This window comes from Anaerocolumna sp. MB42-C2, from assembly GCF_030913705.1.
Lineage (GTDB): Bacteria > Bacillota > Clostridia > Lachnospirales > Lachnospiraceae > Anaerocolumna.
In genome coordinates this window covers 1,802,351-1,828,207 of sequence record NZ_CP133190.1, presented here as the reverse complement: position 1 = coordinate 1,828,207, position 25,857 = coordinate 1,802,351, and the positions used below count along the sequence as shown (strand labels likewise).

The following is a 25,857-nucleotide window of genomic DNA, read 5'->3' as shown; positions in this document are numbered from 1 at the left end:
TTCTTGTGTACTCTAAAAATGCGCAAGAACGTCTTTTTAACACCCAAATTTTGTAAAATAAGTTAAAAATTATCAAATTATTTGAATTATTATTCAATTTGATATAGTCAAAAATAAAGAAAAGAGGCGTGCTAATGAACAAACATAGTTTAGAAGAAACGAAACGTGTCAGTCAGGGATTGTATGATCCAAGATTTGAACATGATAACTGTGGTATTGGTGCTGTTGTTAACATCAAAGGTATCAAAACACATGAGACAGTAGCAAACGCATTGAAGATTGTGGAAAATCTTGAGCATCGCGCAGGTAAAGATGCTGAGGGTAAAACCGGTGACGGTGTTGGTATTTTATTACAGATATCTCACAAATTCTTTTCAAAAGAAGTGCAGTCTTTAGGTATTTCACTTGGCGGTGAAAGAGATTATGGTATTGGCATGTTCTTCTTTCCTCAGGATGAATTAATGAGAAATCAGGCAAAGAAAATGTTTGAGATTATCGTTGAAAAAGAAGGTATGGAATTCCTTGGCTGGAGAAAGGTACCTATCAGCCCGGATATCTTAGGACATAAAGCAGTTGAATGCATGCCTTATATTATGCAGGGGTTTGTAAAAAGACCATCAGGCGTTAAAAAAGGACTGGAATTCGACCGTAAATTATATATAGCCAGAAGAACTTTTGAACAAAGTAACGATAATACTTATGTAGTTTCTTTATCAAGCCGTACCATTGTATATAAAGGTATGTTTCTGGTTAATCAGCTTCGTATGTTTTTTGTAGATTTGCAGGATGAGAATTACGAATCTGCGATTGCAATTGTGCATTCCCGTTTCAGTACCAATACAAATCCAAGCTGGCATAGAGCACATCCAAACCGTATCATTGTTCATAACGGAGAAATCAATACAATCCGTGGCAATGTAGATAAGATGCTTGCCAGGGAAGAGACAATGGAATCCAAGTATTTACAAGGTGAATTACATAAAGTTCTCCCTGTAATTAATACGGAGGGTTCCGACTCTGCAATGCTTGATAATGCTTTGGAATTTTTAGTAATGAGCGGCATGGAACTGCCCCTTGCTGTCATGATTACAATTCCGGAACCATGGAGTAATGATCAGAATATAAGTTCCGAAAAGAGAGATTTTTATCAATATTATGCAACCATGATGGAACCATGGGACGGCCCCGCATCCATTCTCTTCAGTGATGGAGATATTATGGGTGCTGTTCTTGACCGTAACGGTCTAAGACCTTCCCGTTATTATATAACGGATGATGATCATGTAATCTTATCCTCTGAAGTTGGAGTGCTTGAAATTCCTGCTGAAAAGATCGTGAAAAAGGAAAGACTTCGTCCGGGTAAAATGTTATTGGTTGATACGGTTAAAGGCTGCTTAATCGATGATGAAGATTTAAAGAACAGCTATGCGAAACGCAGTCCGTACGGCGAATGGCTGGACAGCAATCTGGTAAAATTAAAAGATCTTCATATTCCGAATAAAAAGGTCCTGGAATACGACGATGAAGAAAGAGCAAAATTACAGAAGGCATTCGGTTATACTTATGAGGATTATAAGACCTGTATCTTACCGATGGCTAAAACAGGAGCAGAACCGGTTGAAGCTATGGGTGTAGACAGCCCGCTGCCTATTTTGTCTAAGAATAATCCGCCGTTGTTCGGATATTTCAAACAGTTATTTGCACAGGTAACCAATCCCCCGATTGATGCAATTCGTGAAGAAATCGTTACTTCCACCGATGTGTATATCGGTGAGGATGGTAATCTCTTGGAAGAAAATGCGGAAAACTGCAAGGTACTGAAAATTCATAATCCTATTTTAACAAGTACGGACCTTTTAAAGATTAAATCTATGAAAATCGCTGGGTTTAAGGTAGAAACCATACCGATTATCTATTATAAGAATACATCTTTAGAACGTGCTATTGACCATATTTTCGTAGAAGCTGACCGTGCTTATAAGGAAGGAGCCAATATACTAATCCTTTCAGACCGGGGTGTGGATGAGAATCATGTTGCAATTCCATCTCTCTTAGCAGTATCCGCTATGCAGCAGCATCTGGTAAGAACTAAGAAAAGAACTGCAGTTGCTATGATTTTAGAAAGTGCTGAACCGAGAGAAGTGCATCATTTCGCAACCCTTTTAGGTTATGGTGCCTGTGCGGTTAACCCATATTTAGCCCAGGAAACCATCAAACAATTAATTAACAGTAATATGCTGGATAAAGATTATTATGCGGCAGTTAATGATTATAATAAAGCGATCCTTAAAGGTATTGTTAAGATTGCTTCCAAGATGGGTATATCAACAATCCAGTCCTATCAGGGATCTAAAATATTTGAAGCCATCGGTATCGGAGGGGAAGTTGTTGATAAGTATTTTACGGATACTGTAAGCCGTATCGGTGGAATTACTATTAAAGATATTGAAAAACAGGTGGATGAACTTCATACGAAAGCCTTTGATCCTTTGGGACTTAATGTAGACTTAACTTTGGATAACAGTGGTACTCATAAGTTAAGAAGCGGTAAGGATGAACATTTATATAATCCGAAAACGATCCACATGCTACAAAAAGCTGCCCGTACCGGCGATTACAGCGCCTTTAAGCAATATACCAGCTTTATTGAAGCGGAAGAAGAGGGTATTAATTTAAGAGGTCTTTTAGATATAAAATATCCGGAAAAGGGAATTTCCATTGATGAAGTAGAAACTGTTGACTCCATTGTTAAGAGGTTCAAAACCGGTGCTATGTCTTATGGATCTATTTCCCAGGAAGCGCATGAAACCTTAGCCATTGCCATGAATATGTTAGGCGGTAAGTCCAACAGTGGTGAGGGCGGTGAAAGTTTAGAACGTCTGTCCATCGGTAAGGATGGTTTAAATCGTTGTTCTGCTATTAAGCAGGTAGCCTCCGGCAGATTTGGTGTTACATCACAATACCTGGTAAGTGCGAGAGAAATACAGATTAAGATGGCACAGGGTGCAAAACCCGGTGAGGGCGGACAATTGCCGGCAGGAAAAGTATATCCATGGGTTGCCAAAACAAGACATTCAACCCCTGGTGTAGGTTTAATTTCCCCGCCGCCTCATCATGATATCTATTCCATTGAAGATTTGGCACAATTAATATATGATTTAAAGAACTCGAACAAGAATGCAAGAATTTCAGTTAAATTAGTTTCAGAGGCAGGAGTTGGAACTGTTGCAGCCGGTGTAGCAAAAGCCGGTGCGGGAGTTATCTTAATCTCAGGATTTGACGGCGGAACCGGAGCGGCTCCCCGTAACTCCATCCATAATGCCGGTCTTCCATGGGAATTAGGACTTGCGGAGACCCATCAGACCTTGATCATGAATGGACTCCGTAATAAAGTAGTAATTGAAACAGACGGTAAGCTTATGACCGGACGTGATGTATTAATTGCAGCACTTTTAGGTGCAGAGGAATTTGGTTTTGCAACAGCTCCGCTGGTAACCTTAGGTTGTGTTATGATGAGAGTATGTAATCTGGATACCTGTCCTGCCGGTGTAGCAACCCAGAACCCGGAACTTCGTAAGAACTTCAAAGGAAAACCGGAGTATGTCGTTAACTTCATGCATTTTATTGCGCAAGAGCTTCGTGAATATATGGCTAAACTTGGAATTAAGTCTCTGGATGAATTAGTAGGCCGTTCGGACTTATTAAAGGTGAAAGCAGGAGTAATGGATGATAAAACAAGCAGAATCGATTTATCCAAGATATTAAACAATCCTTATGTTGGAAATTCACCAGAGTCCCGTTTTGACCCGAAACAGGTTTATGATTTTGAATTAGAGAAAACCATTGATGAACGTGTCCTCTTAAAGAAATTAAAGCAAGCCATAGCAAGTAAGCAGTCAAAAACAATAGAGGTGGAAGTCACTAATATAGATAGAACATTTGGTACAATTTTAGGTTCAGAAATAACCAAAGCACACGGAACATCTTTAGAAGAAGATACTTATGTAATCAAATGTACCGGAAGCGGCGGACAAAGTTTTGGAGCATTTATTCCAAAAGGACTTACCTTAGCATTAAGCGGTGACAGTAATGACTATTTTGGAAAAGGACTTTCAGGCGGTAAGTTATTAGTATATCCTCCAAAAGAAAGTAAGTTTGCGGCAGAAGATAATATTATTATCGGAAACGTTGCTCTATATGGTGCAACCAGCGGTAAGGTATTTATAAACGGGGTTGCCGGTGAACGTTTCTGCGTGCGTAATTCCGGTGCAACAGCGGTAGTAGAAGGTGTTGGAGATCATGGTTGTGAATATATGACAGGCGGGCGTGTTGTAGTTCTTGGCAGAACCGGCAAGAACTTTGCTGCAGGTATGAGCGGTGGTATTGCTTACGTACTCGACCAGGATACGGATTTATATAAGAAATTAAATAAAGAATTAGTATCTATGGAAGCAGTTACAGAAAAATATGATGTTCTTGAACTAAAGAGCATGATAGAAGAGCATGTGAAACATACCGATTCAGCTAAGGGTAAGGCAATTCTGGAACATTTTGGTGATTACCTGCCTAAGTTTAAGAAGATTATTCCACATGATTACAGGCGAATGCTGTTAACCATTGTTCAAATGGAAGAAAAAGGGTTAAGCAGTGAACAGGCACAGATTGAAGCATTCTTTGCTAACACCAGAGGCTAAGGAGGTACGAGATGGGAAAACCAACAGGATTTATGGATTATGAAAGAAAGACGAGTCGTGCTGTAAAGCCGAAGGATAGAATTAAAAACTTTAATGAATTTCATATACCTTTACCAAAAGATGAACGTAAAATTCAGGGAGCCAGATGTATGGATTGCGGTGTACCGTTCTGTCAGTCAGGTATTATGATAGGTGGTATGACTTCAGGATGTCCTTTAAATAATTTAATTCCGGAATGGAATGATTTAATCTATAACGGTAATATGCAGATGGCATTAAACCGTCTGTTTAAAACAAATAATTTTCCAGAATTTACAGGACGGGTGTGTCCGGCTCCCTGTGAGCCTGCATGTACCTGTAATATAGCTACCAATCCGGTGGCTATAAAGGAAAATGAATTAGGCATCATTGAAAATGGTTATGAAGCTGGTTTCATTAAACCGGAGCCGCCAAAAGTCAGAACTGGTAAGAAAGTTGCCGTAATCGGTTCCGGACCCTCCGGACTTGCAGCAGCGGATCAGTTAAACAAGCGCGGTCACTCCGTAACCGTATTTGAACGTTCCGATCGTATCGGCGGGTTATTAATGTATGGTATACCTAATATGAAATTAGAGAAACACATTATTGACCGTAAGATAGACATTATGAAGCAGGAAGGTGTGACTTTCGTGACCAACGCCGATGTTGGTAAAAATTATAATGCCGCTAAAATCAAAAAAGAATTTGACCGCATTATCTTAGCCTGCGGTGCATCCAATCCAAGGGATATAAAAGCTCCGGGAAGAGATTCCAAAGGAATCTATTTCGCAGTGGATTTCCTTAAGGGAGTTACCAAGAGCTTACTCGATTCTAATTTTGAAGACAAATCGTGCGTCAATGCAAAAGACAAGAATGTACTTGTAATCGGAGGCGGTGACACCGGTAATGACTGTGTTGGTACCTCCGTAAGACAGGGAGCTAAATCTGTTGTTCAATTAGAAATGATGCCAAAACTTCCGGATAATAGAAGTGAAGATAATCCATGGCCGGAATGGCCGAAAATCTGCAAGACGGATTATGGCCAGGAAGAGGCAATTGAAGTATTCGGCCATGACCCAAGAGTATATCAGTCAACAGTAAAGGAATTTATTGCAGACAAAGACGGCAATCTGATAAAGGCTAAAATCGTTAAACTGGAAAGTAAATATCATGAAGATACAAAAAGATATCAGATGGATGAAGTTGCCGGCAGTGAATATGATATAGATGCAGATTTAGTATTTATTGCAGCCGGTTTCTTAGGAACGGAGAATTATGTTGCCAAAGCATTCGGCGTTGATCTAAATGCAAGAACAAATGTACAGACCGAAGAAGGTAAATATCAGACCAGTGCAGAGAACATCTTTGTAACCGGAGATATGCATAGAGGTCAGTCATTGGTAGTCTGGGCAATCAGAGAGGGCCGTGAAGTGGCTAAAGCTGTGGATGAACATCTTATGGGATATACGAATCTGGAGTAAAATACGGATAAATATATAAAATTGGAGTATGGCTCATTGACCATGCTCCGATTTTGACATTACCCTTATAAACCAGTATATTATTATATTACTACCGTAATAAGCATTTATAGGTTTTTTTCTAATGGAACTACATATGATATGAGCTATGTGAACGGTGGTTGTGTCAATACAGATTTAATAATGCTTTCTCAAAATACTAAAAGGTGTAGTCTGAAAAAACTTATAAACTAAATATTTAAAAATTATTTATGGGCAAGGCCATTTTACAGTGGTTCTTGCCCATTTTTGCAGTATAGAATTTTATTGGAATTATTAAAGTAGAACTCATCCCCTAAGGTAGTTAAAAAACCTTGCTTCTAAGTGGAAACCTAGTTTAACTTTTTCTTAAAATAATTGAGTTAAACACATTTTTAAATGGAATAAAAAATCTACGCTACTTAAGCATCTTCATTCTAAGTTTAGCTCTAATTTTCAGATAAACTTTCAGAATGCGATTATGCCTTCGTATAATCCTCCAAATAAAACCGGTATCGATCGCTGATAATATATTGCTTACCGATATGTACAAGTTCCTTTCTGGAATCATACATTTGGCAATACAAATAAAAAAGCGGCTCTCCGCCTGATACCTGTAACTTCTTGGCTATATCTCCATTTGCTCTGACCACATCGATATAAGAATTGGTGGAGATGGAGACTCGTATTCCATGTTTTTCTTCCAGTAAGCGATACAAGGAACCGTCTAAGGATTCGTTTAAAAGAAATGAAAAACGCGGATAGGGAAATAGATTATTCTCACACATAATTGGAGAACCATCTGCCAGGCGGATACGCTGTAGAAAAATGGCAGGGCTGCCCGGTTCTTCATTCATAGTTTTCGCATCTTCCTGAGTCAGGTGAATGATTTCTTTTTTTGTAACCATACTGGTTGGTTTCATCCCATTTGCTTCACAAGCTTCACTAAAGCTGAGTAAGTGTTCAATTTTACGTTGTATTTTGTGCTCCTGCACATAAGTACCTTTACCTTGTTTCTTTGATAAAAATCCTTCTCTTGAAAGTTCTTCTATTGCACGGCGCACTGTAATACGGCTTATGTTATACTGTTCGCTGATTTCTGTCTCGGTTGGAATTTTCTCTCCATAATGCAATTCACCTGTTTTAATAGCATTTTTAATTTCTTCCTTTAACTGTAGGTATAAAGGAATCGCGTTATCAGGATTTAATTTCATATTTGTAACTCCTTTGTAAAGATTTATCTAAATTCCACTATACTATAGTTGACGTGGAATAACAAGCTTATTCTTAGCGGCAGAAAATTTGTACTATCACAGACAAAACATGTACAAAGTGTACAAAAAAATAATCAATAATTATAATAAATGACAAAATAAAACAATTTCAAAATTTGATATTGTATATAACGTTATATTATGATATAGTAAAAACATGCAAAATAAGAGATGGGAAGGTGTTAATAAATGTGCATAATTATTGATTTAATCTTATGCTCCAACTATATTTTTACCGGTCTAAATGAAAAACCGGAAAAAGGCTACATAGCTGTTTCCGGTAATACAATCATCAAAGTAGGAAAAGATGATTCTTACAAAGAATTAATAGGAGAAAATACTACGGTTTTGGATTTGAAAGACCAGCTTGTTACACCGGGGTTTGTAGATGTACATACCTTTTTTACCGGTTATGCAATCTACCATATTGGAATGGATCTGTCGGAGGTCGATTCGGAAGAGATGTGCCTTGGTAAAATCGAGGAATACGAAAGAACGCTTACACAAGGACAGACAATTTATGGTCATGGATGGGATGTAAACCAGTTTCCGGCAAAAGGAATGGAGAAGGTTTTAAATAAGAAATATCCCGAAAAACCCGTCATATTATTTTCAGCAAACAGAAGCACCTGCATCATGAACCAAGCGGCAAAGAATACCTATGGTTTTACACCTTCTGCTTGTTACCCTGAGGCTTATTACAGAATTATGCGGGAGTATTTAAATCACAGATCTTTTATTGAAAAAGAGTTCAGGGATTATATGAACTTATTAAACAGCAGAGGTGTTACTGCTGTAAAGGAAATGGGATTTGATGATTTCTATGGTTTTGATACATTCTTAAAAGAAAAGGAAGAAAGTAAAGAATTAACCTTACGAATATATTTTATGTCCCAACCTGTTGGAGAAAGAATTAATATTGAGCATGGAAAACGAATGAGAGAAAAGTTTACCGGTGATTTTGTCCGGTTTTCAGGCTATAACCGGATGACAGACGGTACCGTGGCAAGTAAAAAGGGAGATCTGTTAAAACCCTATGAAGGAACTGATTCCTGCTGCTCAATCCATATTGATTATGAGGGTATCGAAAAGGAAGTTTTACTGGCAGATCAAAATGACTTTCGTTATTCACTTCATGCCCAGGGGGACGGTGCAGTTCATAAAGTACTGGATATTTTTGATAAGTGTAAAAAAGAAAATGGAAAGATAGTGAACAGGCATGCGATTACAGACATGGAGTTTACGGCTCCGGAAGATTTAAAGCGTATGGGAGAATTAGGAGTAATAGGAGAAATTTATTTTCAGATTATGTCGTTGGATCCCGGTGATGAGGTCAAGGCGGCAATCCTGGAAACCATCGGCAAGGAACGGGGACAGTACTACTGGAACAGGAGAAAGATGATTGACAGTGGAGTCGTACTTTCCGGAGCCACTGACCTCCCCCTTATGATAACAGATATTCCGGAATCCATCTATCATGGATGCGGCGGATATTTTCCGGAAGGAGGGGAACCATTTAATAAACAAAATACCATAACTATTTCTGAAATATTGAAAGCCTGGACTTTAGGCGGTCAGAAAAATCTCGGAATGGAGGAAAAATATGGAACTATTGAAGCTGGAAAAATCGCAGATATTACCGTACTGGACAATAATGTATTTCAAGTTCCAATGGAACAAATGCGTGATGTCAAGGTAGCAATGACTATAGTCGATGGGTCTATCGTTTATAAAAAATAATTCCAAAAAAAATACTGCAGCAAAATGGATCTTTGAAAATTTATTATATTACAAGGAGGAAAAGAAATGAAACTAATCAATCGGGAACAAATCGCAGCCATGAATATTCATTATCTATATTATTCTCTGGAATATTTTTTAGATACCCAAGCGGCATTAGGAGTAAAAACCATTGAGTTATGGCCTGGGGCTCCTCACTTCTTTCTGGATTCCATGACATATTCAGATTGCAGGGAAATAAGACATAAAATTGAATCCCGTGGTCTTACTGCAAAAATCATCACCCCGGAAAATTGTACTTATCAATATCAATTTGCAGCACCGGTACCTGAAATCTTTAGGAAAAGTTTTCAGTATTTTACCAATGGCATAAAAGCAGGTGCAGAGCTTGGATGTAAAATCATGGCGATCAATTCCGGTTGGGGATATTGGAACGAAGACAGAGAGGAAGCATGGAAACGTTCTGTTGATATGCTTACAAGGCTGGCAGAAGAAGCTAAAAAAGAAGGTATCTGTCTTGCGATGGAATCCTTAAGACCACAAGAGTCTCAATTGGTGACGACTCTTGGAAATACAAAAAGGATGTTCGATGAAATTAATCATTCCCATTTAAAAGTCATGATTGATACTACTGCAATGGGGGTTGCAGGAGAAACCTTAGAGGAATGGTTTGATGTTTTTGGAGAAGACATTATACATATGCATTTTATTGATGGAAATCCATATGGACATCTTATCTGGGGAGACGGAAATCATGATTTAGGGAGCTGGTTAAAAATACTTGATCGGAGAGGGTATAAAGGTTACTTAGGGCAGGAGATTACGGATTTTAATTATTTTGAAAAACCGGATTTACACGACAAACGGAATATGGCAGCTTATAAACCATTTATTAGATAAAATACTGTATTGGAGAGAGGTATTAATATGACTGAAAAGAAAAAAATTAAATTCGCTTTGCCCCACGTGTATACATTAGCATTTGTGCTAATCATTGTATTTGCTGTAATGACTTGGATTTTACCAAGCGGACAGTTCCAAAGAGAATTAATCAATACACCGGCTGGTGAAAGGGAAGTAGCAATTTCCGGAACTTATAAAGTAATTGAAAAAGTTAGTAATGACGGGACAGATCTGCGTCAGGGACTGTTAGAAATTCTAATGGCACCTACCAGGGGAATTCAGGCAGCTGCCGATGTTGTTGCTTTTATTCTTTTGATTGGCGGAACGTTTCAGATCCTGACAAAAACCAATGCCATGAATATGGGAATACGTAGAGTGATCAGAAGGCTTCAGGGAAAAGAAGTATTACTCATCCCGATTTTGATGCTTTTGTTTGGTATCGGAGGAACCACATTTGGCATGTCGGAAGAAGTTATTCCATTTTATATTATGCTCATTCCCATATTTTTTGCAATGGGGTATGATTCCATGACAACTTTTATGGTCGTATTCCTTGGACCACAGATTGGTTATGCAGCTTCCACCACCAATCCCTTTAACGTACTTATTGCACAGGGAGTTGCAGGTATTCATGGAAATCCTCAGTTGATCTACCGTTTTATCTGGTGGATTATCATGATGACTATCTCCATTATTTTTGTTATGCGCTATGCATCAAAAGTCCATAAGAATCCGGCCGGTTCCATCACCTACCAGGATGATCAGCTAAAGAGACATGAATTTGCAATGGATGAAGAGAATACAGAATTTTCCTTTCGCCATAAATTAGTACTTGGTGTTTTTGCTCTTGGCATGGGTACGATTGTATTTGGTATCTTAAAATATCACTGGTATATGGATGAAATATCTGCCATATTCCTGGTTATGGGTATCTTAATGGGTATCGCCGGCGGTCTGAAGGAAAAAGAAATAGCAGAAGAATTTGTAACCGGAGTCAAGGATCTGGCATTTGCTGCAGTAGTAGTTGGTGTCTGCCGTGGTATCTTAGTCGTTGCAGAAAGCGGAATGATTATTGATACCATATTAAACAGTTTATCCAACAGTCTTGCTAATATCGGCAGCGTAGCATTTACAACGGTTATGTATCTGGTACAGTCTCTTCTTACCATTCTTGTACCTTCTTCCTCCGCCTTAGCTTCCCTTACCATGCCTATTATGGCTCCATTATGCGACTTACAGGGCGTTAATCCGGAAGCGAGTGTTACTGTTATGCAATTTGCAAACCAGCTGACCAATATGATCAGTCCCACCGCCGGTATGACCGTAGCCGGACTTGCAGTTTGTAAGATTACCTTTGGACAATGGTGGAAAACAATCTGGAAATTCTTTATCTTTATCACAATATTAGCTATGGTATTCTGTGCTATTTCCGCACAGCTTTAACATAAACAATGAAATCTTTATGGAGGATAAAAAATGAATGCAAAAGAATTAGTACAAAAAATTTTAAAAGAACATGGGGAGATCAAGGATGTTTACTTTGTTGCCTGCGGCGGTTCTTTGGTAGATTTATACCCGGGGTTCTATTTTATACAGGCAGAATCAGAAACTATGCATGGAGCTTGGTACACCAGTAAAGAATTTGTGATTGCTCCGCCAAAACATCTGGGTAAGAACAGTCTTGTATTTATTTGTTCCCACGGCGGTAATACGAAAGAAACTGTGGAAGCGGCTCACGTGGGAAAAGACAGGGGAGCAGCCGTCATTACCATGACACACAATCCGGATTCAGCCTGCAATGATGATTCTATGATACCTGTAGTATATGATTGGGCGGATACGGTGAATGAAAAGGATAAACCTCAGGGAATCGTACTTCGTCTCCTGAATGAAGTTATGAAAGCACAAGAATCGAATTACAAATTATATGATGTAATTGAGGACGGCATTGAAAAAATTGACGGAATCGTACGTGCAGCAGTAAATAAGGTAAAAAACCGAACCTGGGTATTCGCGGAAAAATATTCGGATGAACCTTTCCTTTACATTATGGGTTCCGGAGCTTCTTATTCACAAGCTTACGGTTTTTCTATCTGTTCCCTCCAGGAAATGCAGTGGATGGATTGCTGTTACCTGCATTCCGGAGAGTACTTCCATGGCCCCTTTGAAGTAACGGATGAGAATCATTTGTATATCCTCCTGATGAGTAAAGGCCCGAACCGAGTAATGGATGAAAGAGCACTTACATTCTTAAAGAAATATGCAAAAAAATATGAAGTCATAGATGCGGAAGAATTGGGTATCGGTGCGATTGATGATTCCTGCGTGGAATATTTTAATCCTATCCTTTTTTATGCAATGAGTGTTGCTTATCGTACCGGCCTGCAGGATAAACGCCGCCATCCTTTGGATATGAGACGTTATATGGGTGTAGTGGAATATTAATAGAAAGAGGTATGGTTATGGGTAGATATGATGTAAATGTTTTAGGTTTCGGTGATAATGTCGTAGATAAATACGAACATTTAAATACCATGTATCCTGGCGGAAATTGTGTTAATTTTGCTGTTTATGCAAATATGTTCGGAGCGGCCAGAAGTGCTTATATGGGGTACTTTGGCAATGATAAGGAAGCAGAACATGTAATTAAAACGCTTCAGGAAATTGGCATCGAAATGATAAAATGTCAGCAGCTGGATGGAGAAAACGGATGTGCGAGAGCAACTTTAATTGATGGGGACAGGGTATTCTTAGGGTCCAATGAAGGCGGTATCCGCGGAGAGACACCTTTTGTTCTGGATCAGTTTGACTTAGAGTATATCAGACAATTTGACCTGGTACATTCCGGTAATTATTGTTTTATGGAAAAAGAGCTGTATAAAATTAAGAAAGCAGGTATTTCCATTTCTTATGATTTTTCTGATGATTCTACGGATGAGTATTATCAGGAAGTTGCTCCGGATGTTGATTTTGCTTTTTGCTCCTTTGACGGAACCGAAGAGGAAACCAGAGAACGGTTAAGATGGATCGTGTCCCTTGGACCGAAGCTTGCCTGTGCCTCCAGAGGTGCGGAGGGTTGTATATTATTTGACGGGAAGCAGTTCTATCAACAGCCGGCGGAACCGATCGAAAAGGTAGTGGATACTATGGGAGCAGGTGATTCCTTAATCACTTCATTTCTGGTAGGATACCTTGACCGCCTGAAAAAAGGCTGTAACCGTGATTTGGCAATCAGGGAAAGCTTAGCAGAGGCTGCCAAGTTTGCTGCAAAAATATGTTGTATTGATGGAGCGTTCGGTTATGGAAAAAGATATGAATAAGGAAAGAATTCAAAATATAAAAGCGATCGGAGTAGGTTTCTCCTGTGTTGATGTTTATGAAAAATTGAATAAATTCTATCCTACGGGAAATGGTGTAGACTGGGGGATTCATTTAAAACGTCTGGGTGTTCCTGTAAGTATATTAAGTGTTGTTGGAACGGATACCTATGGGGAAAAGATGCGGGAAGCATTAAAAAAAGAAGAAATTGATATTTCTCATCTGCATACAGCAGAAGGAGAAACCTGTAAAATGATGATGGACCTGATCAATGGCGTAGACCGCGTTCATTTAGAAGCGATTGACGGTGTTATGCTGGATTTTAAGCTTACAGAGGAAGATAAGGAATATATCAAGACCTTTCAGTTTATGCATACGGACCTTTTTGGAAATGTATTGAATGACCTTGCGGAGATTCGGGCTGCAGGTGTAAAAGTAGTGATGGATTTTTCTACTTTTTGCGATGATAAGCAATATAACACCGAAGAAAATTATAAAAATGTGGATTATGCATTTTTATCCTATGACAAAGAAGATGAATATATTAAGAACCTCTTAAGGAAAATTAGTTCCTATGGTGTAAAAATCGTTACCGCCACCCTAGGTGAAAATGGAAGTATTAGTTATGATGGTGAAAATTTCTACCGCCATGGTATCGTGCCGGTAAAAGTTGTTAATACCGTTGGCGCAGGAGATTCCTATATAGCCGGGTTTACCTACGGTATCATAATGGGATGGGATATTCCTGCATGTATGGAATTTGGTGCACAAACCAGTGCGGAGGTAGTAACTAAATTTAAACCGTATTAATACGGAAAAAGGCCTGCCTCCCGGGACCTGCAAAGTTTTAGGAGTACCAGAAACAGACTTTTCAGTCATAATCTGGTACTCCATACCTTATTCTAAAGCATGCTATCCGGAATATTCCGTTCATCGCCTGTAAGAAAAGTTTAAATGACAGTTCATTTCCGTGTTTAGAAAGGAAGGAAACCTATGATTATTGATATGCATATACACCCTATCTATTACAAATCTATCTGTAATGATCCGGAGGAATTGGAATTCCGTTCCAAAGCATTTGGTGTATTCAAGCAGTCTCCTTATGATTATGAGGAGATGTTTGTTGAAATGGAATACGGCAGGGTGGATAAAGCTGCATTGCTGCCCTTAGATTTAACCACAACCGAAGGAGGCTGCATCGTGACCAATGACCAGATAGCACAACTGGTATCCGAGCATCCGGAACGGTTTATCGGCTTTGCAAGTGTTGATCCGCACAGAGAGGACGCACTTGAAGTGCTGGATTATGTATTTGGCACTCTTAAACTGAAGGGATTGAAACTAAATCCGGCAAAACAGCATTTTTACCCAATGGATGATTGTATGCAGCCGATATATGAAAAATGTCTGGAATATAATAAACCAGTTATCTTCCATGCAGGGCTTAGCTGGGAACCTGACTGTATAACGGAATATGCCCATCCCTTAAAGTTTGAAGGGGTTGCTGTCAAATATCCGAAGCTTCGTATCTGTCTGGCCCATTTCGCCTGGCCTTTTGTACGTGAGATGGTCATGCTGATGATCAAATATCCGAATGTTTATACCGATACTTCCGTATTATATATGGATTCACCGGAAGAATCCATGATGCGGCTGTTTACGGTTGATATGGGACCTTTGTGGACAGAAAGGGCACTGCACAGCCAGATCATGTTCGGTTCAAACGGTCCCCGGTTCCGGCAGTTTAAATTACTTAGGGCCTTGGACAAAGTACCTATGAAGGAATATGCAAGAGAGGGTATCTATTATAAGAATGCTTTGAGATTTTTAGGAGAGGAGGGAGTGGAATGGTAGATCTGCAGACAATTACCTGGATGAGCAGAAAACCGGAGCAATTTCATATGATTACCAAAGAAGTATATGATATTGTAGAAAAAAGTCCGGTAAAAAATGGATTGGTACTGGTTGTAACAGCCCATACCACCACAGGGATCATGGTAAATGAAGGACTTCCCTGCGTAGAAACAGATATATCGGATACCTTAACCCGTATCGTACCTTTAGAGGCGGATTATGCCCATGCCCATTTCCTTCCCAGTTATGGTGCTACGGGAAATAACTCCACAGGACATATAAAAAGTCTTATCTGTGGAAATCACTGCGCATTTCCGGTAGTTGACGGAAAGATAATCTGCGGCGGTGCTCAGGATATCTATATTGTTGAATTCGACGGACCTCAGACCAGAAAAGTATATGTGGAAGTGTTTGGGGAATAGCGAATGCTATGGAATATATCGGGTAAGCCATAATAAAAACAAGGTTATATTATTTTGAAAGATAAGATAAAACTGAAGGCGCTGCCGTAAAGAATTAATTTACTGTAGCGCTTTTTTAACCTTACAAGTAGAGTAGTGAACGCGGAATTATTCGCTTTAACTAGAAAACAACATCTTGATAATACGGTAAAATTAATATAAAGCAGACGAAATGATTTACTAGTCTCTTCGATTTTTTTGTTTATCCCACTGGACCATAAATGATTAAAAGCTGGCTGCTTTTAATTATCAAATTTATTTATGTAACCCAAAAATAAATCGATTACTTCTTCTGATAAATTAACCGGATATATTTCCTGATAATACTGATCACCCCAAAATAACCTTTTAAAGCTATTGGTATTTTTAATAGCCACAGTTCCGTTATCGATTACTTCCATACATTCTATATATCCATTTTTAGAATTTTCCGCATTACCATTTATATTTTTATAACTAAATATCATAATGTAGGAATAGCGGTTTTTATCTCTCATTCTTTCGTAATTTAAAAGGTCGGTAGAGGTAATATTTACTATCCTTGCCGATTTAAGCTCTTTTGCAATGTTTCTTAAATCTTTAGGATCGGTAATAGTAATCGAAGAGTTTAAGTATGAGTTTAAATCGTGCTTGGAAGTATCCATTCTGTGTATTTCTATGCTTTCCGGCATTTTCATATCTTTTATGAATAACTGTGTTTGAGGTTGTGTCAATCTCGTCCCGACATCCGTTATCGGAAAAGATACCAATAATACAATTAGTAACGTTATTCCCATAATATATAAGTTATTGTATTGTTTTCCCGATGCCTTCCTTTTTCTGTAGTCATTGATGAGAGATTCAAGGAAAATAATGAGCATTACAAATATAAAACAAATAAACCATATCCAATAGGTATATTTTAAGTGAAAGTTGTTTGAAAGGAAGATTTGATACGAGGTTACAGAAAAAATGATATCTATACCGAACCTGATAATAAGTGTTAAAATGATTAAAGAATTATTTAAAATGCCCCTTTTTATGTAATCATACAGTGGAATTGCGAGAAAAACGATTATAAACATAACATATAGGTCTATAATTCGAATATTCTCATAGGGATTATATTTTGGCAGTACGATTAACACCAATAGATTTATAATTAATAATCCGGTTAAAAGATATCCGGTTATTTTTTTTGCTTTGTTAACAATCTCCATGATGCACTCCTTTTATCTTTGTTCTTAAACTTAACAGCTACTTTCCATTTTGTATAACGCCATTAAAAGTAAATTATTGTTTAATTCTACCACATATTAATTACTTTTCCCACACTTAGTCCAAATTTTTTATATAATTTATTTTGATAATATTATATACTCCCTGCCGGGATATGGTGGTATAATTAAGCAAAGGAGGAAAAAACTATGGCACTTATACATGTAAATTTTTATTCTCAGACATTAGGAATGCAGCGTTCCATGGATGTTATAATGCCTCAGAAATCCAATGGCATAGGACAGGAGGGAATAGCGGGTGAAGAAAAAATTCCGGTACTTTATCTTTTACACGGAGCAAGTGATGATCATACTATCTGGCAGCGCAGAACTTCTATAGAACGGTATGCGGTAGAAAAAGGGCTGGCAGTTGTTATGCCTGCAACGGATCTTGGTTTTTATGCAGATATGAAATATGGGTATGATTTCTGGCAGTTTTTCAGTAAAGAAATTTATGAATTGGTTCATGAATTTTTTCCGAGTATCAGCACGGAAAGAAAAGATACCTTTGTTGCTGGTCTGTCCATGGGAGGATTTGGCACTCTGAAATTAGGTATTATGTGTCCGGAGCGTTTTGCGGCAGCAGCCAGTCTATCCGGTATGGTAGATCCGGTATCCTGGTATGAGAAAGACTTAAATAAACAGTTCCAATTAATTTATGGGACAAAAGAAGAAGTAACAGGAAGTATTAATGATCTTCCTTACCAAATGGAGCAGTTAATAGCCTCCGGCAAAGAGATGCCCAAATTTTATATGACTTGTGGTACGGAGGATTTTCTCTATCCAATGAATGTAACGTTTCGAGACAGGTTTAAAGACAGGATTGATTTAACTTATCATGAGGAGCCTGGAATTCATGAATGGGGTTATTGGGATCGGAATATCAGGAGAATTATAGATTGGCTTCCTATAAAGGCCAATGAAAAGGAGGTAAAGTAATCATGGCATTGATGCATGTTGATTTTTTCTCTAATATATTAGGGCTTTGTTGTGAAGCAGATGTAATACTTCCTCAGAAAAAACAGGGAATCGGTATGGAGGGCAGTGATACCAGATCTAAATATCCCGTACTTTGGCTGCTTCATGGTGCAAGTGACGATCATACAATCTGGCAGAGAAGGACCTCTATTGAAAGATATGTATCAGATCTTGGACTGGCAGTAGTTATGCCGGGAGCAGGGTTAAGTTATTACACTAATATGGCGTATGGTCCGTCTTACTTCGATTATATAGCGGAAGAACTACCGGAAATTATGAGAAGTTTTTTCCCGATTTCAGACCGGCGTGAGGATAACTTTGTATGCGGTTTGTCCATGGGCGGATATGGAGCTATGAAGATTGGTTTAACAAAACCGGATCATTATTCAGCTATCGGATGTTTTTCCGCCGGTAACTTTGCTTACCGGGATGTAAGGAAAGAGGCCGGGTCTATGTCAAGTACGGACCGGATCAAACAGAACATGCTTATTTTTGGTGTAGAAGACATGCTGGAGTTAAAAAATACGGAACATGATTTATTTTATCTGGCTGAGAAAAATATCAAAGAAGAAAAACCGCTCCCAAAGATATATCAAACCTGCGGAAATGAGGATTTTTTAGTAGAGAATGCCAGAGTGACTGCGGATTGGTTTCAACAGAGTAAGTATGATTTTACTTATATGGAGGGACCGGGAGCACATACCTGGGAGTTCTGGGATGAATGGATTCAGAAATATCTGGGGTGGCTAAAACCAAACCTAAGATAGGATAAATCTTTGTTTTAAAATAAAGTATTTAACCAGTAATTTATAGACTAATATTAATTTCAATAATTATATAGCAGGGTAATACAGTTGCAGCTTATAAATGTTCAGTATCGCTCTGGATTATTGCATAAAGATAAGTGAGAAATCTTCAAGAATAATTATTTTTAATAATGTAAATTTATTTGTTTTATAAGTATAACTTATCAGTGAGTCATGTGATTATAACTTTTATTATTATATATTTTGTGTTATACTACTGTTAAAATGTCAATGGAGGTAAAATAATGTATTCATTTGAAGAAATTAAGGTATTTGATCCTGAATTAGCAGAGGCAATGGAAAAAGAAATTGGAAGACAGAATGATCATATTGAATTAATTGCTTCTGAAAACTTTGTAAGTAAAGCTGTTATGGCAGCAATGGGAAGTCCGCTGACGAATAAATATGCAGAAGGTTATCCGGGCAAGAGATATTACGGCGGTTGTGAATATGTTGATATCGCTGAGAATCTGGCTATTGAACGTGCAAAACAACTGTTTGGATGTACTTATGCTAATGTTCAGCCTCATTCCGGTGCTCAGGCTAATATGGCAGTCTTTTTCGCACTGGTGAAACCGGGTGAAACTGTAATGGGTATGAATCTGGCTCACGGCGGTCATTTAACCCATGGAAGTCCGGTAAATATGTCAGGAAGCTATTATAAAATCGTACCTTATGGTGTAAATGAAGAAGGTTTTATTGACTATGACGAAGTAAGAAAAATTGCATTGGAATGTAAGCCAAAATTAATCGTAGCAGGCGCAAGTGCTTATGCAAGAAAGATAGATTTTAAGAAATTCAGGGAAATAGCGGATGAAGTTGGAGCTTTTCTAATGGTTGATATGGCTCATATTGCAGGTCTTGTTGCTGCCGGTTATCATGAAAGTCCCATTCCTTATGCCCATGTAACAACGACCACAACTCATAAGACTTTAAGAGGTCCAAGAGGCGGTATGATTTTATCCAGTGCTGAATTTGCTGATGAATATAAATTAAATAAAGCAATCTTCCCCGGTATTCAGGGCGGCCCTTTAATGCATGTAATTGCAGCGAAAGCAGTTTGCTTTAAGGAAGCCCTGGATCCGGAATTTAAGAAATATGCCGGAAGGATTGTGGATAATGCCCAGGCTCTTTGCAGCGGTTTATTAAAAAGGGGATTTAATATTGTATCCGGCGGAACGGACAACCACTTAATGTTAGTTGACCTTCAGAATAAAGGAGTAACCGGTAAAGAAACGGAAAAATTACTGGATGCTGCCAATATTACCTGTAATAAAAATACAGTACCGAATGATCCTGCATCTCCTTTTGTAACCAGTGGTATCCGTTTAGGAACTCCTGCGGTGACAACCAGGGGTATGAATACGGCTGATATGGATGTGATTGCCGAAGCAATTGCTTTGCTGATTGAAGATGTTAATGCAAATAAGACGAAAGCTATGGATTTAGTAAAGACATTAACCAATAAATATCCATTGTATTAAAATATATAAATTCAAATAAGCGTATAAATGTTTAACTTTGCTTTCAATTAAAAAAGGACGTGCTGCAAAACCAACTTAATAGGTCAGGGTGCAATACGTTCTTTTTACTTTAAAGGTTTCTGCTGGTCACTAAAGTTATAATAATTTTATCCGATACATATGGTATAGGAACATAAAACATGTTCCTATATCGGATGCACGGTACAATACAGTGCCTTTTATCAGAAGTTTGTGCCTGGGAAGCCCTCGTTACAGACTTCATATGTGCAGAATACATGCGCAGGAATGGAGGAAAAAATGAGTTCTTTTTCAAATGGTGTTTGGTTGGGAAAATCATATAATTCATTCACAATGTCAGATTATTCATATGAAAGCAAAGAAAAACAGAAACAACAAATTATAACAGAACGGGATGGAAATTATTACTGTACATATATCGTAGGTAAAGACGGAAAGAAGATTTTATTAAAAAAAATTCCTGTACCCCAAATGAAAGAGCAAGAAGATTCAGCAAAGCCAATTGAGTCTGACAAAGCAAAAACTTACGATTATAATGATTTAAATAACGCACGTACAACTTTTGTATGTAAGCAGCAAATGCAAATGGAATCAGCAAATAAAAAGAATTTACGAGAAGCAATGGATATTCTGAATGAGTATGCAGGAATTCCTGCGAAATCAAATAAAACCTATGTCGATACTCTATAAGGAGCATTAAGTCATTGTATTATTGCTTTCTTAATTCCGGTATAACATCATAAATATTTTCCAAGGCTGTCCGGATTTCTTTTGACCAATCAAATTTCCCCTTTTTTATGCACCAGGTAACTTCATGGCCTAAAAATATATAAGCAGATGCTTTGTATAACTCCAAAGCATCATTTTTATTTCGGATTTGTCCGGATGCCTGTCCTTTTTTTATGATCATTACGGCTATATCTGTTAATTCACTTCTAAAATCATAACTTCCATAATCTTCTTTCAAATTACTGATCATCATTTGACTTAAAAAATCGGTACCAAATTTACTGGCCTCTTTTACAAGGGATTCAAAACATATCAAAAGCTGATCCCAATAATTGTCCTTGGTTAAAATTGTCAATAGATACTGACTTATATTATGTGTCACAGAATCATAGAAATGCAGTATGATATCCTCTTTTGATTTAAGATGATAATAAAAAGTTGTTTTTGAAATCTTACAGGCTTCACAAATATCTATAACAGTTACATTTTGATATCCTTTTTCCAAAAATAACTGATTAGCAGTTTCAATAATAAAATCTTTTGTTGTTATATTTGACATGGTTTCCTCCAGCTAAATTTCCATTTTATATATGTAATCATAGATAGGTACTATTTACACCCCTGCGAAAAGCTGCAGTGTTGTCTACAATAACAGACTTCGCGATGCACACAAAACGAAGAGACGGCGTTCCTACGCGGTAATTCTCAGGTTTTCTGTGACAACGCACTTATAAAAAACACGTCGCGTATACGGGCTGTGAACAGTAATCATAGATACATCATAACATAATAAATACTCAAAATCTACATTGACAAATAAATAACAAAGTGATATTATATTACTGCGGTAATATAATATATGACTAAGGTAATATAACACAATTCGACTGACTAAAGTCCTCATAAACTATATTTTGCCAACCGCAGAGTGAAACGAAACAGGAAGATCAGCAAATACATAATAAGGAGAATACCATGTCAAAGCTATTTGAAAAAACTCAAATCGGAAGCATGAAGCTTAAAAACCGTATCGTTATGGGACCTATGGGAACAACTGGTGAATCGGACGGATCTTATTGTACGGAAGGCATCCGCTACTTTGAAGAACGTGCGAAAGGCGGTACAGGTCTGATTATCACCGGAGCGAACGTTGTTACAACAAAATATGAAGCCCGGCCTTGTACGGAACTTAGTAATTTTCACCATGTGGAACGGTTGAATATGTTAATTGAACGCTGTCACCATCATGGTGCCAAAGTCTGTGTACAGATTTCTCCGGGACTTGGACGCCAGCAATTTACGGATCCATTTACACCGCCGTATTCAGCAAGTGAATGTTCTGCTTTTTGGTTCCCTAATTTGAAATGTAAACCATTTTCAAAAGAAGAGATACAGGATATTGTGGGAAAATTAGGTTATTCCGCCAGCCTTGCCAAATTAGCCGGAGCTGATGCAGTAGAATTGCACGCTTATGGTGGTTATCTTTTAGACCAGTTCCATTCGAAACAATGGAATACCCGTACTGACGAATATGGCGGAGAATTAAGAAACCGCATGAGATTTACTTTGGAGTGTATAGCAGCGATCCGTAAAAATGTCGGCCCCCAATTTCCAATTCTTGTTAAGTTTACACCGGTTCACCGTGTTGAGGGAGGACGTGAATTAGAGGAAGGTTTGGAGATGGCTAAAATACTGGAAGAAGCAAATATTGATGCACTTCATGTTGATGTTGGCTGTTATGAAGCTTGGCATAAAGCAATATCTACTGTATATGAAAAAGAAGAACATCAAATGGATGTGGTAGAAGCGATTAAGAAAACCGTTTCCGTTCCCGTGCTCGGTCAGGGTAAAATGTTTGACCCGGAAAAAGCAGAAAGGGCGGTAACGGAAGGAAAGACAGACTATATCGTTTTAGGACATCAGATGTTAGCAGATCCATATTGGGCAAGTAAAGTAAAATCCGGCAATACTATGGATATCGTTCCTTGTATTGGATGCAATGAGTGTTTACTGGCGGGATTTTCCGGTAAACATTATTACTGTGCTGTTAATCCATTATGTTATGCGGAGGATGACTATCCTCTTCCCGAAGCACACGGCATAAAGAAATCTGTGTTAGTAATCGGAGGTGGTCCTGGAGGAATGTCTGCAGCAATCGCGGCGGCCAAACGTGGCTTTGATGTGGAATTGTGGGAGAAAACATCCCGTTTAGGCGGAAACTTATGGGCAGCAGGTCTTCCAACCTTTAAACATGACGTACTTAGATTAATTACTTATATGGAACGCCAGGTTTTAAAACTTGGTGTTAATGTTAAACTGAATAAAGAGGCTACCGCAGAAGCAGTATCCGCAGGCAGATATGATAAAGTGATACTGGCAGCAGGTTCCACTCCTTTTATGCCTCCTGTTGAGGGAATAGAAACGGCAGCTCCATCCGGTGATTACTTATTGGGTCATAAAAAACCGGGAAAGAAAGTAGTTGTTATCGGCGGAGGTTTGGTGGGCTGTGAAACAGCTGCTTATATGAAAGAAACAGCAAAAGAAGTGACAATTATCGAAATGCTTAATGATATTTTAGCAATTGCAGACCATTGCTTAAATAATGACCAGGCATTAAGAGCACTGATAAAAGAAAGAAATATCGGTGTAATAGGTGGTGCCAAAGTAACAAAAATAACTCCTAACCGTGTTACCTATATGAAAGACGGACAGGAATTATCAGTTGATTGCGATACCGTAATTATAGCAGCCGGTTATCGTCCGAATAACCAATTAGAAAGTGTACTGGAAGGTATAGTGGATGATTTAACAGTTGTAGGAGATGCAGAAGCTCCAAGAAAAATCCTGACTGCAGTACATGAAGGATATCATACAATTCGTGTAATGCAATAAATTTTGATGTTTAACTCTTAAACTATTAGTAAAAAGGTCAGTCAAATAAGATCTATGGAAAGATCTTATTTGACTGACCTTTTTTGTTAATGAATTTACTAATTATTATTCAGTATTTTACTTATGCATTTAGTTGTAAAAATGATAGCAACGATAAGTACTCCTGCAATGCAGACATATTTAACTATTTTGGTAACATCAACTTTTACGGATACACCGGTCTCACTGGATTCCGGTATACTGTTTTTACACATATTTATTACCTCCTTTATAATCATAAGTTCCAATTAATATCCAAGTTCTTCCCCCACCAGAATGACTTTGATGCGGCCGGGAATTTTGGACTTTCTGGTTATAACGATCTCACAGCAGATGCAATCTTCCGATAAACAATTCGCACATCTCCCTAGCTCTGCGCAGGGAGTATGTAATCCAAGCCTGGTAACATTAGGAGGGGCAGCCATATTACGGATTCGCTCAATACCAGTGTTAACATCCGTTACGATTTTATTCATACCTGCGATAATTATCACATTTTTAGGACCGGTAATCAGGCAGGCAACCCGGTTGCCACTGGCATCAATATTAACTAACTGACCATCTAAGGTAATGGCATTAGAGCTCATAAAAAAATAATCGGAAGTTACGATTTTACTGTACATGGCAGATTTTTCTTCCGGAGTTTTTACGGATGATCTGTCATATAGAATGTAGTCCGAGGCTTCCAGTTCCGGAATTAATCCGATTTCTTCAATTGTTTCGGAACCACCCCAGGAAATAGAGCACCCTGGAGTAAGAAATCGTTTCGCCATAATTAGGGCCTCGTCGGCATTCTCACAGTAGTACCCTTCAATTCCTCTTAAATTAAATTTCTCAATTAAGCTGTCAGCTAAATTTTCATAATATTGTTTTTTAGGTGACATGTTACCCTCCTTAATTAATTTTATATAAGGATTTGACACTCCAATCCTAAAGTTTTGTATATAAAATATTTAAGTATGCCATGATTATTTTGCATTATATTTTTTGACAAAACATACCCCTAAAGCCCCGGGACCGGTGTTTGTTCCGATGGTAACACCGATCTGAAATACGGGATAGGTTATTTTACACCCGGTTAATTCTTCTAATTGTGACTGTACGAAACCGGTGTCTTCTAATGTTGTGGCATTAGCAAGACAGAAGTCGTAATCCTCATATTTTTCACCGGTTTCTGTAAAATATTCTTCTGTCATATCTAATATCTTCTGAAGAGCTTTCTTACGACCCCTTACATTAGAGTATGGAATTAATTCGGCGTCTTTTAATTGAATCATAGGTTTTAAATTCAGCATGGTTCCGGCAAGTGACGCAACCTTACCGACTCTGCCTCCTTTTGTTAAATACTCTAAAGTATCTACAGTAAACATGATTCTTGCAGTGGGTTTAATCTCATTAATCCGGTTTTCCGCTTCTTCCAGGGAATAACCTGCCTCTCTCATATATGCAGCCTGCATTAAAACAATTCCCTGTCCGGCGGTGGCCTGAATGGAATCAATTATGGTTATCTTGGCATCCGGGTATTTTTCATTAAGAATCAGCTTGGCATTTACAGCTGACTGATAAGAGCCGCTGAATTTTTGCGTTAAGCAGAGACATAATATATCTTTGTTCTCCAGGATAACCGGCTCAAAAAAATTGATATAATCCTGAACACTTGGCAGGGATGTCTTGGGAAACACTCTCTGATTCATGAGGACATCATAGAATTTTTGATTGGTAATCTCTGTGTTTTCTTTAAAGTAATTCTCCTGGTCAAAAGTAACATAAAATGGGACTAAGGTTATATTATGTATGCTAAGCAATTCTTCCGGTGTATCGCAAGATGAGTCGCTGAATATATGATAATCACGCATATTTCTCTCCTTGTAAATGTATTTTCTAGTAAATATTA

21 protein-coding genes are annotated in these 25,857 nt (G+C 38.1%); 15 read left to right on the top strand and 6 right to left on the bottom strand.

The genetic code is table 11. The features are described 5' to 3' along the window. Positions 1-134: 134 nt before the first annotated feature. Both gltB and RBU59_RS08220 read left to right on the top strand, forming a co-directional pair. Positions 135-4,694, top strand: a complete 4,560-nt coding sequence (gltB, locus tag RBU59_RS08225) for a glutamate synthase large subunit (RefSeq protein ID WP_308147396.1) — start codon at positions 135-137, stop codon at positions 4,692-4,694. Positions 4,695-4,705: 11 nt separating this feature from the next. Next, positions 4,706-6,193 (top strand): glutamate synthase subunit beta, encoded by a 1,488-nt coding sequence (locus tag RBU59_RS08220; protein WP_308147395.1) that lies wholly within the window; start codon positions 4,706-4,708, stop codon positions 6,191-6,193. A gap of 497 nt (positions 6,194-6,690) precedes the next feature. Here the strand turns inward: RBU59_RS08220 and RBU59_RS08215 are convergent, their stop codons facing one another. Further along, entirely contained in the window at positions 6,691-7,425 is a 735-nt protein-coding gene (locus RBU59_RS08215) for a GntR family transcriptional regulator (RefSeq protein WP_308147394.1), read from the bottom strand. Between the two features lie 249 nt (positions 7,426-7,674). Between RBU59_RS08215 and RBU59_RS08210 the strand changes: the two genes are divergently transcribed. From RBU59_RS08210 to RBU59_RS08175, 8 genes are all read left to right on the top strand, one after another. After that, positions 7,675-9,225, top strand: a complete 1,551-nt coding sequence (locus RBU59_RS08210; protein WP_308147393.1) for an amidohydrolase — start codon at positions 7,675-7,677, stop codon at positions 9,223-9,225. A 66-nt stretch (positions 9,226-9,291) separates the two neighbouring features. Continuing rightward, entirely contained in the window at positions 9,292-10,125 is an 834-nt protein-coding gene (locus RBU59_RS08205) for a sugar phosphate isomerase/epimerase family protein (protein WP_308147392.1), read from the top strand. A gap of 27 nt (positions 10,126-10,152) precedes the next feature. After that, complete coding sequence (locus RBU59_RS08200) at positions 10,153-11,571, top strand: YfcC family protein (RefSeq protein WP_308147391.1); 1,419 nt, start codon at positions 10,153-10,155, stop codon at positions 11,569-11,571. Positions 11,572-11,604: 33 nt separating this feature from the next. Then, complete coding sequence (locus tag RBU59_RS08195; RefSeq protein WP_308147390.1) at positions 11,605-12,573, top strand: SIS domain-containing protein; 969 nt, start codon at positions 11,605-11,607, stop codon at positions 12,571-12,573. 17 nt (positions 12,574-12,590) lie between these two features. Beyond that, on the top strand, positions 12,591-13,448 hold the full coding sequence (locus RBU59_RS08190; RefSeq protein ID WP_308147389.1) for a PfkB family carbohydrate kinase: 858 nt from the start codon (positions 12,591-12,593) through the stop codon (positions 13,446-13,448). Next, positions 13,429-14,256, top strand: a complete 828-nt coding sequence (gene frlD / locus RBU59_RS08185; RefSeq protein ID WP_308147388.1) for a fructoselysine 6-kinase — start codon at positions 13,429-13,431, stop codon at positions 14,254-14,256. The genes RBU59_RS08190 and frlD overlap by 20 nt, the downstream gene beginning before the upstream one ends. Before the next feature lie 183 nt (positions 14,257-14,439). Further along, entirely contained in the window at positions 14,440-15,300 is an 861-nt protein-coding gene (locus RBU59_RS08180; protein WP_308147387.1) for an amidohydrolase family protein, read from the top strand. Beyond that, positions 15,294-15,722: a secondary thiamine-phosphate synthase enzyme YjbQ gene (locus RBU59_RS08175; RefSeq protein WP_308147386.1), complete on the top strand. Its 429-nt coding sequence runs from the start codon at positions 15,294-15,296 to the stop codon at positions 15,720-15,722. Before RBU59_RS08180 ends, RBU59_RS08175 begins: the two co-directional genes overlap by 7 nt. Before the next feature lie 281 nt (positions 15,723-16,003). Here RBU59_RS08175 and RBU59_RS08170 read toward each other — a convergent pair whose 3' ends face one another. After that, entirely contained in the window at positions 16,004-16,960 is a 957-nt protein-coding gene (locus RBU59_RS08170) for a hypothetical protein (RefSeq protein WP_308147385.1), read from the bottom strand. Between the two features lie 207 nt (positions 16,961-17,167). Here RBU59_RS08170 and RBU59_RS08165 point away from each other — a divergent pair, with 207 nt between their 5' ends. The 4 genes from RBU59_RS08165 to RBU59_RS08150 all read left to right on the top strand — a co-directional run bounded on the left by RBU59_RS08165 (position 17,168) and on the right by RBU59_RS08150 (position 20,993). Then, complete coding sequence (locus tag RBU59_RS08165; RefSeq protein ID WP_308147384.1) at positions 17,168-17,956, top strand: alpha/beta hydrolase; 789 nt, start codon at positions 17,168-17,170, stop codon at positions 17,954-17,956. Positions 17,957-17,958: 2 nt separating this feature from the next. Next, a complete protein-coding gene (locus tag RBU59_RS08160) occupies positions 17,959-18,762 on the top strand; it encodes an alpha/beta hydrolase (RefSeq protein ID WP_308147383.1) in 804 nt (267 codons plus the stop codon). A gap of 284 nt (positions 18,763-19,046) precedes the next feature. Continuing rightward, complete coding sequence (glyA, locus tag RBU59_RS08155; RefSeq protein ID WP_308147382.1) at positions 19,047-20,285, top strand: serine hydroxymethyltransferase; 1,239 nt, start codon at positions 19,047-19,049, stop codon at positions 20,283-20,285. Positions 20,286-20,582: 297 nt separating this feature from the next. Next, positions 20,583-20,993, top strand: coding sequence for a hypothetical protein (locus RBU59_RS08150; protein WP_308147381.1), 411 nt, complete (start codon positions 20,583-20,585; stop codon positions 20,991-20,993). 19 nt (positions 20,994-21,012) lie between these two features. Here the strand turns inward: RBU59_RS08150 and RBU59_RS08145 are convergent, their stop codons facing one another. After that, positions 21,013-21,591, bottom strand: coding sequence for a TetR/AcrR family transcriptional regulator (locus RBU59_RS08145; protein ID WP_308147380.1), 579 nt, complete (start codon positions 21,589-21,591; stop codon positions 21,013-21,015). 416 nt (positions 21,592-22,007) lie between these two features. Between RBU59_RS08145 and RBU59_RS08140 the strand changes: the two genes are divergently transcribed. Beyond that, positions 22,008-23,924, top strand: coding sequence for an NAD(P)/FAD-dependent oxidoreductase (locus tag RBU59_RS08140; protein ID WP_308147379.1), 1,917 nt, complete (start codon positions 22,008-22,010; stop codon positions 23,922-23,924). 98 nt (positions 23,925-24,022) lie between these two features. Here the strand turns inward: RBU59_RS08140 and RBU59_RS08135 are convergent, their stop codons facing one another. The 3 genes from RBU59_RS08135 to RBU59_RS08125 form a co-directional block, all read right to left on the bottom strand. Beyond that, complete coding sequence (locus tag RBU59_RS08135; protein ID WP_308147378.1) at positions 24,023-24,178, bottom strand: hypothetical protein; 156 nt, start codon at positions 24,176-24,178, stop codon at positions 24,023-24,025. Positions 24,179-24,211: 33 nt separating this feature from the next. Next, entirely contained in the window at positions 24,212-24,847 is a 636-nt protein-coding gene (locus tag RBU59_RS08130) for a lactate utilization protein (protein WP_308147377.1), read from the bottom strand. 84 nt (positions 24,848-24,931) lie between these two features. Further along, positions 24,932-25,819 (bottom strand): DegV family protein, encoded by an 888-nt coding sequence (locus RBU59_RS08125; protein WP_308147376.1) that lies wholly within the window; start codon positions 25,817-25,819, stop codon positions 24,932-24,934. Positions 25,820-25,857 lie beyond the last annotated feature (38 nt).

Excerpts from the sequence above, each read along its gene's own strand:
- gltB (WP_308147396.1), top strand. The coding sequence starts at position 135 with ATGAACAAACATAGTTTAGAAGAAACGAAACGTGTCAGTCAGGGATTG.
- RBU59_RS08200 (WP_308147391.1), top strand. The coding sequence starts at position 10,153 with ATGACTGAAAAGAAAAAAATTAAATTCGCTTTGCCCCACGTGTATACA.
- RBU59_RS08190 (WP_308147389.1), top strand. The coding sequence starts at position 12,591 with ATGGGTAGATATGATGTAAATGTTTTAGGTTTCGGTGATAATGTCGTA.
- RBU59_RS08150 (WP_308147381.1), top strand. The coding sequence starts at position 20,583 with ATGAGTTCTTTTTCAAATGGTGTTTGGTTGGGAAAATCATATAATTCA.
- RBU59_RS08180 (WP_308147387.1), top strand. The coding sequence starts at position 14,440 with ATGATTATTGATATGCATATACACCCTATCTATTACAAATCTATCTGT.
- RBU59_RS08135 (WP_308147378.1), bottom strand. The coding sequence starts at position 24,178 with ATGTGTAAAAACAGTATACCGGAATCCAGTGAGACCGGTGTATCCGTA.
- RBU59_RS08210 (WP_308147393.1), top strand. The coding sequence starts at position 7,675 with ATGTGCATAATTATTGATTTAATCTTATGCTCCAACTATATTTTTACC.
- RBU59_RS08215 (WP_308147394.1), bottom strand. The coding sequence starts at position 7,425 with ATGAAATTAAATCCTGATAACGCGATTCCTTTATACCTACAGTTAAAG.
- RBU59_RS08195 (WP_308147390.1), top strand. The coding sequence starts at position 11,605 with ATGAATGCAAAAGAATTAGTACAAAAAATTTTAAAAGAACATGGGGAG.
- RBU59_RS08165 (WP_308147384.1), top strand. The coding sequence starts at position 17,168 with ATGGCACTTATACATGTAAATTTTTATTCTCAGACATTAGGAATGCAG.
- RBU59_RS08205 (WP_308147392.1), top strand. The coding sequence starts at position 9,292 with ATGAAACTAATCAATCGGGAACAAATCGCAGCCATGAATATTCATTAT.
- RBU59_RS08140 (WP_308147379.1), top strand. The coding sequence starts at position 22,008 with ATGTCAAAGCTATTTGAAAAAACTCAAATCGGAAGCATGAAGCTTAAA.
- RBU59_RS08130 (WP_308147377.1), bottom strand. The coding sequence starts at position 24,847 with ATGTCACCTAAAAAACAATATTATGAAAATTTAGCTGACAGCTTAATT.
- RBU59_RS08175 (WP_308147386.1), top strand. The coding sequence starts at position 15,294 with ATGGTAGATCTGCAGACAATTACCTGGATGAGCAGAAAACCGGAGCAA.
- RBU59_RS08145 (WP_308147380.1), bottom strand. The coding sequence starts at position 21,591 with ATGTCAAATATAACAACAAAAGATTTTATTATTGAAACTGCTAATCAG.
- RBU59_RS08170 (WP_308147385.1), bottom strand. The coding sequence starts at position 16,960 with ATGGAGATTGTTAACAAAGCAAAAAAAATAACCGGATATCTTTTAACC.
- RBU59_RS08160 (WP_308147383.1), top strand. The coding sequence starts at position 17,959 with ATGGCATTGATGCATGTTGATTTTTTCTCTAATATATTAGGGCTTTGT.
- glyA (WP_308147382.1), top strand. The coding sequence starts at position 19,047 with ATGTATTCATTTGAAGAAATTAAGGTATTTGATCCTGAATTAGCAGAG.
- RBU59_RS08220 (WP_308147395.1), top strand. The coding sequence starts at position 4,706 with ATGGGAAAACCAACAGGATTTATGGATTATGAAAGAAAGACGAGTCGT.
- RBU59_RS08125 (WP_308147376.1), bottom strand. The coding sequence starts at position 25,819 with ATGCGTGATTATCATATATTCAGCGACTCATCTTGCGATACACCGGAA.
- frlD (WP_308147388.1), top strand. The coding sequence starts at position 13,429 with ATGGAAAAAGATATGAATAAGGAAAGAATTCAAAATATAAAAGCGATC.